At 24.5% G+C, this 11,373-nt stretch carries 10 protein-coding genes; 9 read left to right on the top strand and 1 reads right to left on the bottom strand.

Translation table 11 applies throughout. From position 1 onward, the window contains the following. Positions 1–294: 294 nt before the first annotated feature. The 6 genes from BM020_RS02285 (at position 295) to BM020_RS02260 (ending at position 8,570) form a co-directional block, all read left to right on the top strand. Positions 295–3,687: a DUF11 domain-containing protein gene (locus BM020_RS02285; RefSeq protein WP_074798034.1), complete on the top strand. Its 3,393-nt coding sequence runs from the start codon at positions 295–297 to the stop codon at positions 3,685–3,687. A gap of 857 nt (positions 3,688–4,544) precedes the next feature. Next, the gene (locus BM020_RS02280) at positions 4,545–5,345 is read left to right on the top strand and encodes a CPBP family intramembrane glutamic endopeptidase (protein WP_074798031.1); all 801 of its coding nucleotides are present in this window, start codon (positions 4,545–4,547) and stop codon (positions 5,343–5,345) included. A 269-nt stretch (positions 5,346–5,614) separates the two neighbouring features. Then, on the top strand, positions 5,615–5,851 hold the full coding sequence (locus BM020_RS02275) for a helix-turn-helix transcriptional regulator (RefSeq protein WP_067145079.1): 237 nt from the start codon (positions 5,615–5,617) through the stop codon (positions 5,849–5,851). A gap of 97 nt (positions 5,852–5,948) precedes the next feature. Beyond that, complete coding sequence (locus BM020_RS02270) at positions 5,949–6,683, top strand: DUF4013 domain-containing protein (RefSeq protein WP_074798029.1); 735 nt, start codon at positions 5,949–5,951, stop codon at positions 6,681–6,683. Positions 6,684–6,801: 118 nt separating this feature from the next. Next, entirely contained in the window at positions 6,802–7,683 is an 882-nt protein-coding gene (locus BM020_RS02265; RefSeq protein WP_067145082.1) for a DUF4013 domain-containing protein, read from the top strand. A gap of 74 nt (positions 7,684–7,757) precedes the next feature. Beyond that, positions 7,758–8,570, top strand: a complete 813-nt coding sequence (locus BM020_RS02260) for a hypothetical protein (RefSeq protein WP_074798027.1) — start codon at positions 7,758–7,760, stop codon at positions 8,568–8,570. Positions 8,571–8,739: 169 nt separating this feature from the next. On the opposite strand, the gene BM020_RS02255 is transcribed toward BM020_RS02260, so the two are convergent. Next, entirely contained in the window at positions 8,740–9,123 is a 384-nt protein-coding gene (locus tag BM020_RS02255) for a hypothetical protein (protein WP_074798025.1), read from the bottom strand. 270 nt (positions 9,124–9,393) lie between these two features. Between BM020_RS02255 and BM020_RS02250 the strand changes: the two genes are divergently transcribed. From BM020_RS02250 to BM020_RS02240, 3 genes are all read left to right on the top strand, one after another. Then, on the top strand, positions 9,394–10,212 hold the full coding sequence (locus BM020_RS02250; protein ID WP_067145089.1) for a CPBP family intramembrane glutamic endopeptidase: 819 nt from the start codon (positions 9,394–9,396) through the stop codon (positions 10,210–10,212). 110 nt (positions 10,213–10,322) lie between these two features. Beyond that, on the top strand, positions 10,323–10,928 hold the full coding sequence (locus BM020_RS02245; protein WP_067145091.1) for a site-2 protease family protein: 606 nt from the start codon (positions 10,323–10,325) through the stop codon (positions 10,926–10,928). Positions 10,929–11,182: 254 nt separating this feature from the next. Further along, positions 11,183–11,344 (top strand): preprotein translocase subunit Sec61beta, encoded by a 162-nt coding sequence (locus BM020_RS02240; RefSeq protein WP_067145092.1) that lies wholly within the window; start codon positions 11,183–11,185, stop codon positions 11,342–11,344. Positions 11,345–11,373 lie beyond the last annotated feature (29 nt).

Here is an 11,373-nt window from a genome sequence, read left to right as displayed (position 1 = left end):
TTTTTGTTTAAGTCTAATATTATAATAGGTTAATATTAAATTAACACATGTTATAATTTGAAATCTTCTCCATTTGAATTTAAATGATTAAATATATTTTACTAAAAATATAGTTTATCATGAAATTCAATATAAGTTTAGAGGAATATATTTATTATATATTTGAATATAAACCAGTTTAAATGAACTAGATTTATTTTAAATCTAGGAAATTTAGACTAAATTGTAGTGATTTATTTAAATATTAAATATATATTAGATTCCTATCTAAAAAAAATAAGGAGTTTTAAAAAAATGAAGAAAAAGATAATTATATTACTATTAATATTTTCATTATTTTTAACTATTTCTTCAGTATCTGCATTAGACACAGATGATAATGTGATAATGGGAGAGAAAGATTTAAATTCTATGGATACTACTAGTAATACAGATAACAGTGTTAGTGTTGATGAATACAATAAAGATACTAATATAGGTGAAAAATCCACAGATATTAAGGAAAATACCCTCTGTAGTAATTCTGATGAAACAATCACTTCCAAAAATATTGTAGACAATTCAACAAACACTAATGAAAATAGTATTAAAAGTAAATCAAATTCAAACCCGTTAAGAGAAGGTCCATCAAGAGGAGGTAATATAATTTATATTAGCTCTAACGGTACAGGTACTGGTTCTTCTAGTGATGATCCAACAAACTGGACTACTGGATACACCGCTGCTACAGCAGATGATACAATTTGTTTCCTTGATGGAACTTATAATCTTGTAAATATAACTTTAGGTAAAAATTTAGTTTTACAAGCTTTAAATAAAGGAAATGCAATAATAGATGCAAATGGAGCAGGTTATATCTTTTCCATTAGTTATAACAAGAATATAACTATAAATGGTTTAACATTTATAAATGGAAAAACCACCAGAAGTGGAGGAGCAATATCATTTAACTCTGGAAATCTGATTATAATTAACAGTACATTTAATAATAACAGTGCAACTTCCTACGGTGGAGCATTATATGTTAGAAATGGAAATTTAACTATAATTAACAGTACATTTAATAATAATAATGCAAATTCTTCTGGTGGAGCATTTTATTCTTCAGAAAATGCTAATATTAGTAATTCTAATTTCACCAATAATAGTGCAGATGGTTCAGGTGGAACTATAAGAGCTTATGGTAATTTAACCATATCTGATTCTACTTTTACTAACAGCACTTCTAAAAATGGCCAAGGTGGAGTAATATATGCTCCAAACGCTACTGTAAATAATTCAGTTTTTGTTAATAATACTTCAAAAAATGGTGGTGGAGCAATATACACCAATACGGAATATTCAATTAATAATTCAGTATTTGTTAATAATTCTGCTACTAACGGTGATGGTGGAGCAGTTGGATCATATGATGCAGGTGTTATAAATAATTCTAACTTCACTGATAACTCTGCTAAAAGAAGTGGTGGAGCTGCATATGCTAGAGATAATATTGTAATTGAAAATTCAAATTTCATAAACAATAAGGCATCTGATGAAGGTGGAGCAGTACGTGCACAATCAGAAGTTAATATTACTAACTCTAATTTCACAAACAATACTTCTAACAGACATGGTGGAGCAGCATTTTCTAATAAAAATATCACTGTTAACAATTCAACTTTCACCAATAACTCTGCTAACGAAAATGGTGGAGCAGTATATGGTGCTGATGCTAAAATTGACAATTCCGATTTCACCAACAATCATGCAACTGATATTGGTGGGGCAGTATATGCTACTGGTGAAAGCACTGTTAATAATTCTAATTTCACCAACAACAGTGCAGAATATGGTGGAGGAATACATTCTTCAGAATTAAATTCTAAGAATAATAACTTCATCAACAATAGTGTAATTTATTATGGTGGTGGAGTTTATGCGGATGTGTTAAATTCAGAAAATGATAACTTTATCAATAATATTGCAGAATACGTTGGTGGTGGAGCTTTTGTTGCATCTAATGCTGATGTAAATGAATCAACCTTTGATTCTAACACTGCAGTAAATGGTGGGGGATTATTTAGTTTTGGAAATTCTACTGTTAATAATTCTAATTTCATTAAAAACAATGCTTATGATGGATCTGCAATAATTAGTGGAAATTTAGTTTTAAACAACAGTAATCTAGAAAACAACACATCTAGAGGTTATGGAATTATCTATGCTGAAAATGCTACTATTGAAAATAATAATTTTAAAGATAATACTGCATTAGAAGATAAACAAATTTATGTATTGAATGAATTAAATCAAAAGAATAATACTTTAAGCCCTAATCAAATAGAAGATATTAACACTACCACAATAAACGTGGAAAATGTTAATAAAACTACTTATTTGCTTGATTTAGAAGATGGTTTAAAAGGATATTGTTTACAAAGAACATTAAACTTCCCTGATTATGTGTATTTATTAAATAATCTTAGTTTAGCACGTAACCAATTAACTGGTGAAGATGTTAGTGAATACTTAAAGATTTTAATTTATAAATATTATTTCTCAGATGAAAAAGACAATATAACTTTCAGTTTATGGGACTTTACAGACCGTGATTTTAGAAATAGTGATAACAATTTAACTAAAGAAGTAATTGCATTGTATAATTCTGGATTCCGTGTACCGAATTATAATGCTAGTTTAATATTAGCTAATGGTACTCAGGTATTATTTGATTTTTATAGTGCAGGAAGTTCAACAACTCAAAATTTATTCCTATTTAATGTTACATATATGGGAACTAATTATGATATGAAAGTTGAAAAAATTACTTTAAATAAAACTGTTATAAATGGAGAAAAAGTGGAATTCATAATTAGAGTAACAAATATGGGTGATACAATCCTTCATGGTGTTACTGTATTTGAAAAAAGTTATGATGGTTTAATTTATGATTCTTATATTGATGAAGGAAATAAATGGAATTATAATAATGGTAAATGGGTTTACAAAAATCAATTGAATATTAATGAATCTGCAGAATTTACTGTAGTTTTTAATACAGTTAAATCTGGTAACTTTACTAATGTTATAGTTTCTTCATCTAATGAGACTGATAATAAAACTACTAATAACACTACTTCAGTTTACACTCCAAAGATGACTATTGTAAAAATTTCAAATAATAAAACTGTTAAAGTTGGTGAAACTGTTAGTTTTACTATTATCTTAACTAATACTGGTGATTGTAATTTAACTGGTGTTTATATTAAGGATAATAAATATTCTAAGGGTTTAGTTTATTTGTCTTACATAGATAAAAATAATGAATGGACTTTTGATGGAATAAATAAATGGACATATAAAGGAGTATTGGCTCCTGGAGAATCTGTAAGTTTAGATATTCTATTTAATACAACTAGTACTGGTATAAAAGTTAATACTGCTATTGCAGGAAATAATATAACTAATGAAACTGTTAATAGTACAAATGAAACTAATGTAACTAATAACACTAGTGTAACTAATAAAACAAATAATGTAACTAATGGTACTAATAAAACAAAAACTGATAATAATACAGGTATCAATAAAGAACCTGTTGCTAAAACAGTTTTAACTAATCCAAGCTCACCTAAAGCTGGAAACCCATTAGTAGTTTTATTTTTAAGTTTAATTTTAGTATTAGTTCCATTTAGAAAAAGATAAAACTATATTTTGTTAATTTTATGTGTTTATTTATAAACACATATTATTATTATTATTTTTTTCATTGATTTATTTTAGGTCCTGGATTTTTTACATTTCTGCAAGCTTTTTTAGTGCTGTTTTTGTGGTGTAGCCTTCTCATATGATAAATTCTGCTAAAATACATTAAGTATATGTTTTTTCAGCGAATCGTGTGTATATTTCTGTATGTCGCTCATGTTGAGTCTATCTTTGTATAATTTGAAGAAATCTTCTATTGCCTCGTTGTTTCTATTTTTTCCTGTTGTTTATTTTTTTCTGGAAATTCATTTTTGATTTTTTTGTAGCAGTTTATCAAACTTTTATTATATATTTGGCAAATATTATGTTATATTAGGAAATCAAAAATAGATTTATTTAATAAAAATGATTAAATAGGATTGAATGAATAAATGAGTGTATTATATTGGATATTTAGGTATTATCAACATTTAATTGTGATTAAACTCATTGGAGAATGAAAATCTAATTCAAGATGTAGCCGATTTAATTAATATGAATTATTCACTATTTATAGATAGCTAAAATCCTGTGAAAACGAAGATTTATAAGGATTAAAACAATATTTTTCTAGAGGCAGACCATCAAATTAAAGCACGAACAACTAATAGGATTAGATAAAATCATTGAAAAATCATCTGATTTATATATTGTTTATTATGCTAGAAAATTTAAATAAGTAAATTTTATAGTTTCAACTTAGAATATTTTTCTAAAGTAGAAAATTTAATAAGTAAAGATTTAGAAAATTATTATATGTTTATTAATAAAATTTTTAAAAGTAATTTTATCTTTTAAAAAAGATTTTCGGTGTAAAAATGGACTTTAGTGTCACAGATTTTAATGTAAGGCTTAGAACTATAAGGCTTAGAGAATTAATTGTAGCTATTTTAATAGCTCTTATTTTAACAATTGCACTTAGTATTATTTTTCCGGTTATGGATAAGTCTGATAATTTAGTAATGATGTTACTGTTATTTTTCATACTTTTATTCTTTATCTGGGCTTTAAAAGGAACTCATGGCTTAAGTGATGACTTTTCTAAGCTATTTAAAAAAGATAATAGTGAAGAAATACTTTACATATTCTTAATTAATATTCTATTTGCATTCATTGTACTTGCTTTCTTTTCAAGTTTGGATTTAATTTATACTTCTTTATATCCAGGTACAGTACCTATGCTAGATTTTTCTCCAGAGTATGTTGATCCATTCACTTTCTTTTTAGAGGTAATATCTTCTATTATATTTGCACCTATTCTTGAAGAACTATTATTTAGAGGAGTTCTATTTAATAGATTAAAAATAAGAATTGGTGTAATAGCTGCTATGATTATATCTTCTGCTATATTTGCTATTGGACATGAGTTTGGTGGAATTAGCAGTGCATTTTTATTTGGAATGTGTATGTGTATAGTATATTTAAAAACTGATAACATTCTTATGACTATATCTATTCATTTTATAAATAATTTGGTAGCTGTTATTCTTGAATCATTTAATTTAGATGCATTTTTATTCCAAATGCCATTTGTACCAATTACTTTAATGATTTCCATTATTTCAGGTCTTTTAATAGCTTTATATATTTATAAAAATCTTAAATTATTAAGGGCTTAATAATAACTGCTTAATAATTTTTCAATTCTATTTTTTTTAATTATATTTTTCATTATTTTTTAATACCTTTTTTTAGTTATATTTTTCATTATCTTTTAATATCCTTTTTTTAAGTTTTTTTAATTTTTCACTTAGTTTGTAGAAACATTTATATAATATGTAATATAATTTTTACATATGGAAAATGTAATATAATTTTTACATTTAGAAAATATTTATTACATTCCTTATTCTATAATTTTTAATCTAGCTATTGTTTAAGTGATTATATGAAAACAATTATAAGATATTTAAGGCAAGAAATTAAGATGAGCCAACAGGATTTAGCTGAATCTGTTGGTGTAACTCGTCAAACGATTAATGCCTTAGAAAACGGACGGTATAATCCTTCTTTACTTTTAGCATATAAAATTACAAGAGTCTTAAACGAAGCTACTTATGGTAAAGAGTTGGATTCTTATTTAAGTATAGAGGATGTTTTTAAGTTTAGTGATGATGAACTTTAGTTTAAAATAATATTTAGGTTTAGTTTATGAATTTCAATTAAAATAGGTATTTTTTTAATTTATGGTGTATTTTAATTTATGATTAGGTGATGATTTTATGATTTTAGATATTTATAAAGATTCTTTAGAATATTCTGCTAAAGATTTAAAAGTTTTACTAATATTAGGGGTAAGTTACTTTTTAAGCTTTCTTTTACTTCCTATATTTTTACTTTATGGTTATTCTTACAGAGTTACAAAAATCTCTGTAGAAGGTATGATTAATGGTAATGATCCATTACCTGAGTTTGATAATCTTATTGATATGTTTGTTGATGGAATAAAAGTTATTTTGGTCTATTTGGTTTATTTATTGATTCCATTTATAATCTTTTTAATATTTGCTTTAATCTCTAGTTCAATTGGCGGATATGCTGAGTCTGCATTGATGGCTGTTGGTTCTATAATTACTGTTGTAGCTATATTATTTGCTTACTTAATGAGTATGTTTGGAGTAGCAAATATGGCAAATTATGATGATTCATTAAGCAAAGCATTTGATTATAAAGAAATAATAGAGATTATTAAATCAGTTGGTGTTGCAAGAAGTTTAGGTACATATCTTGGTTTAGTTATTATTTGCTGTGGAATTTATGTGATTGTTTTCTTATTAATTTGGTTTTTATTTGGATTCTTTGGAATCTTTACTGGATCTTTAGGATTTGGTATGGCAGCAGGTGGAATATTAATTGCTGGATTTATGATAAGTTATTTTGTCATGTTATTTATTGTAGGTCCTTATAATATGATTTTACAATCAAGAGTATGTGGATTATTATACAATCTTCAATAAATGGATTTTTTCTTTAAAGATTGGTGATTGATTAATTTAAAATAATATTTATTTTTTCTTTAAAGATTGGTGATTGATTAATTTAAAATAATATTTATTTTTTCTTAAAGGTGATTTTATGAGTAGTATTACTGATGTAGTAAAGGAAGGATTAAAATATCCTTTTAATGATGGAAAAAAGGTTTTAGTTTTAGGACTAATATTCCTTATATCAAGTTTTATTTCATTTTTCATACAGTATTTAGCTTATGACAGTATGAAAGTCATTGCTGAAAATGCTCCTATAGATACAGCTCAAAAAGCATTTTCAATGATTCCTCAAACTAATATGGCTTTAATAGTTTTATCATTTATAGTAATATTTATTTTAATGATATTTTGCTCAGGATATCTGTATAATGTTATAAAATATTCTATAGAAGCTAGATTTGAACTTCCAGAATTTAAAGATATTAAAGGAATATTCTTAAATGGTATTCGTTCATTAATTGTAGGAATAGCTTATACTATTTTACCTGCAATTTTATTCTTGCTTGGATTGATGTTAACTGTTAATGAATCTATTGATTGCTCTATCAACTATATTGGTGGAATAATTTTAATTATTTCTATTATACTTGCAATATTTATTAGTTTAGTTGAAATAATGGCAATGTCTAATATGATTTATAATGATGAACTAGCTGCAGCATTTAGATTTAGGGAAATTTTAGCTCTAATTAAAAATATTGGATGGATTAAATTTATTGGAATTTTATTATTTAGTTTCATTACAATTATGATTATTTCAGCATTCTTTAATTTTTTATTTGGAGCTATTGCATTTGGTATTAGTATTTTAACAGGTTCTGCATTGGTTTTAGCTTTAATTAATTTAATTTTAAATGCTTTACTTATTGAGTCATATACCAGTATTGTAATTAGTAGAATCTATGGATCTATTTATAAAGAAGCTACTAATATTGGAGGTAATGATGGAGAATTAGAAAAATTAGAATAGTTTTATTCTTTTTTACAATTTAATTTTTATTCTTTTTTCTGTTTAATTTTTATAATTTATAAGATGGTGATAAATTGAAAAACAATTCAAAAATATTAACTATATTATTTACTCTATTTGTTTTTGTATTTCTAATTTCAACTGTTGGTGCACTAGATTATGATTTAGCAAGCAATGGCTTTGATAGTGAAAATTTTCTAATTGATACTCCTGAAGGTAGTAATTTTATTAAAAAAACCACTACTGATTTTAATAGTGGAAATCTATCTATGAGTATGGAAATTTTTACAAATCACGGGAATAATACTGATGATCTAAGTACAATAATGTATTTAAAAGACTCTTCTGATAAAAATATCTTTTCTGATTTCATTAATGATTTAAAAAATGATGGTTATCTTGTTGAAGAGAATGATAATTATTTTCTATTAAAAAATCAGAATTCTAATAATTGGAATTTCTTTAATTTTGATATAGCAAATAATTTTAATAGCTTATGGACTATTGCTGAAGGAATTTTCTCCCCTGATACAGATATAAATCTTAGAGCTGATGGTGATAATGTAGAAGTTTCTAATGTTGGAATAAAAATAGCCGATTCTGATAATAATAATGTTTCATTATCTACTAAGGGTTTGGAAGTTTCTGATTCTGATGGTGAAAATGTTTCTATTTCTGCTGATGGAATTAAAGTTTCTAAAGCTAATGGTAAAGCTTCAGCAGATGGAAATATTTCAATTGATTCAGATATGCTCTTTAATGTTCAAGATGCAGATTATATTATATGTATAAAAAGTAAAAACAGTAATCAAGTAATAATCATTACAGGTAATAATTTAGAATTAATGAAATCAATGGCAGATACTGCTTCTTTTAGTGAGAATTAAAATTTTTACTAAATTTTTATTCTCTTTAATCTATGTTTTATTTATTATTTTTGGCTTTGTTGGAATCTTTTTTTCATTTGATATTATATTTAGCTTTAAAAAATTTCCTTAAAATGGGTTTTATATTAAATTTAAAAGTTTTAAAATTAATCCCATTTTTTTATTTATCTTATTCAAAACTTATCAATTCTTCAATTGATTTATACAACTCTTCTAAAATAGAATAAATTTTATCTCCCATAACTATTTTAGGTTCTATATTCACTCCATAGCTAATTATGTCTTTTGATTTATATTGGATTCTAACGCTCCACGTAAATCCTCCTTCTAATGTACATCCTTGATATTCTTCTTCAAGATCCCAAAAGCCTATCTTTTCTAGATTTTCCCAAAATTCAATCCATTTTTCTTCATTTATCTTATTTATATCAATTAACTCTGGATTGGGATTATTTACTAAAAGAGTAGTATTCAATAATTTAATGGATTTTGTTCCATTGTAATTGTCATTATACTTAATTTCAAATTGTTCTGGGTGGTAACTACTTGTCATAAAACTTCCTTAAAATAAACTTTCTTAAATGTTTATAATAAACTTTTTTTATATAAGTTTATATAGTATTATATTAAGTTTATATAGTATTCAATATTAATTATTATATATGTCTTTTTTTTTTTAAACAGATGATTGTTAGAATTTCTTAAAGAAAAAATTCTTAAATTTTTAAACAGATGATTGTTAGAATTTCTTAAAGAAAAAATTCTTAAATTTTTAAATAAGATATGTTAGAATTTATTAAATTTATAAAATTGAAGGGTTAAGATGATTAGATTAAATGATTATTTAGATAAATTATCCACAATAAAGGTTTTATCATTCTTTTTATTGGTTATATTAGTTCTTACTTTAGTTCCAATACTTTTTAACTTTTATCTAGGATTTTTAACTTTTAAATTAATATTATATGGATTTATGCTCCTATTTTTTCTTTATAAATTTCATGAAATTGATTTAGTAGAGGCTTATAAAAATGATTCATTTTTAATTTCATTAAAAAATGAATGTGCTTCTCTATTTAAAGTTTCAAACTTTTATCATATTTCTTTCATTGTTATTGCAAATATTTTATTTGTTTCAACGATTTACTTTACTTTAAAATATTTAAGTATTTTATCTATTATTCGCTTTGACTCTCCACTTTTTGGAGATTTTAGTTCATTGAGTTTTACAGTATTAAGCATTTATTTTATAACTGTAGTTATTTTATCTCCTATCATAGAAGAAATATTGTTTAGAGGAATATTTTTAAGAAGGTTTAATAAAGACTTAAAGGATATAAAATTAGCTATTTTATTATCTTCTGTATTATTTGGCCTTTGCCATAGTTTTGGTGGGATTTCAGGAGCTATTTTATTTGGTATTTGTGTATCAATTCTTTATATTAAATCAAAGAATATTTTAGTACCAATTTTTGCTCACTTTTTAAATAATTTGATTTCCTTTTTACTTGCATTATGTGGGGTGGAATATTTTATTCAAAACAATTTAACTGTTATTATCTTAATAGTTATTTTAGCTATTCTATCTAATTTAATATTATTTAGAGCTATTTTTAATGAATGGCCTAAGAAGATGGAATAAAAATTTATTTTACTTTTTTTTTAAGGATTAATTATACTTTTTTAATAATTTTTAAATAATCTAATGAATTAATCATAAAGTTTATAAAAGTCTAAATTATAATTTATCTTATGTTTAGATTTACAATTAATGAGATAAGAGATTTAATAATATCTTTTATAGTAATTGCTTTAGGTTTTACTATTCTCTACTCTAATGGGGACTATAGTCATATAAGTATTATTTTCCCAGTAGTTTTGATTGGAGTAGGTTTAGGGTTTGTTTTTCACGAATTAGGGCATAAATTCCTTGCTATGCATTATGGATATTATGCGGAATATCAATTATGGCCTACTGGTTTATTAATTGCATTAGTTAGTTCCTTTTTCGGATTTATATTTGCAGCTCCTGGAGCAGTTGTTATTTATAGTCAAGGAATGGAAAAGAAAACAAATGGTATTATTTCTATTGCAGGACCAGTTGTAAATATTATATTAGGTTTAATATTCTTCCTTATATTAGGTTCTCTTGGTGATTTTATTTACACTGATATGGGAGCTATTGTTTATTTAATTTGTGTTCTTGGTACTAGGATTAATTTCTTCTTAGCAGCTTTTAACTTATTGCCAATTCCTCCATTAGATGGTTCTAAAGTATTATCTTGGAGTGTGCCTATTTGGTTAATTACATTTGCAATTGCTGCACTTTTAGTTTTATTCTTTGGCGGAATATTATAATTCTTTAAGCTTAAAAGTTCATAACTATAACTTTAAAGAGCAAGATTTTTATTTTTATTAGTTAATTTTTATTTTATTAATTAATTTTTTTTATTTTAACTGTAAAACTAAAAGTTTTAATATAAGAAATAATATAAATAATTAATAATTATAGAAAATATATTAATATTATTAAATTGTATTTAAAAAATTATATTTATTCAAATTTTATAAGATCAATTCAAATTTTTATTCAGTTATTTTAATGTGATATTATGGCAAAGAAAAATGATAAAATGAATATGCCTATGAGTGGGGCAGGTTTAGTAAGATACTTTGATGATGAAAGTGTAGGTCCAAAAATAGCTCCAGAAATAGTCATTGCTATTACTATAATCTTAGGAATCTTTTGTTTTATTTTAAAATTCTCAGTATAGATTATTTTTAGTTATTTTTAATTGTATAT

Source organism: Methanobrevibacter olleyae (genome assembly GCF_900114585.1).
GTDB classification, from domain to species: domain Archaea; phylum Methanobacteriota; class Methanobacteria; order Methanobacteriales; family Methanobacteriaceae; genus Methanobrevibacter; species Methanobrevibacter olleyae.
The sequence above is the reverse complement of the archived record's forward strand: the minus strand, read 5'-3'. Positions and strand labels throughout refer to the sequence as shown.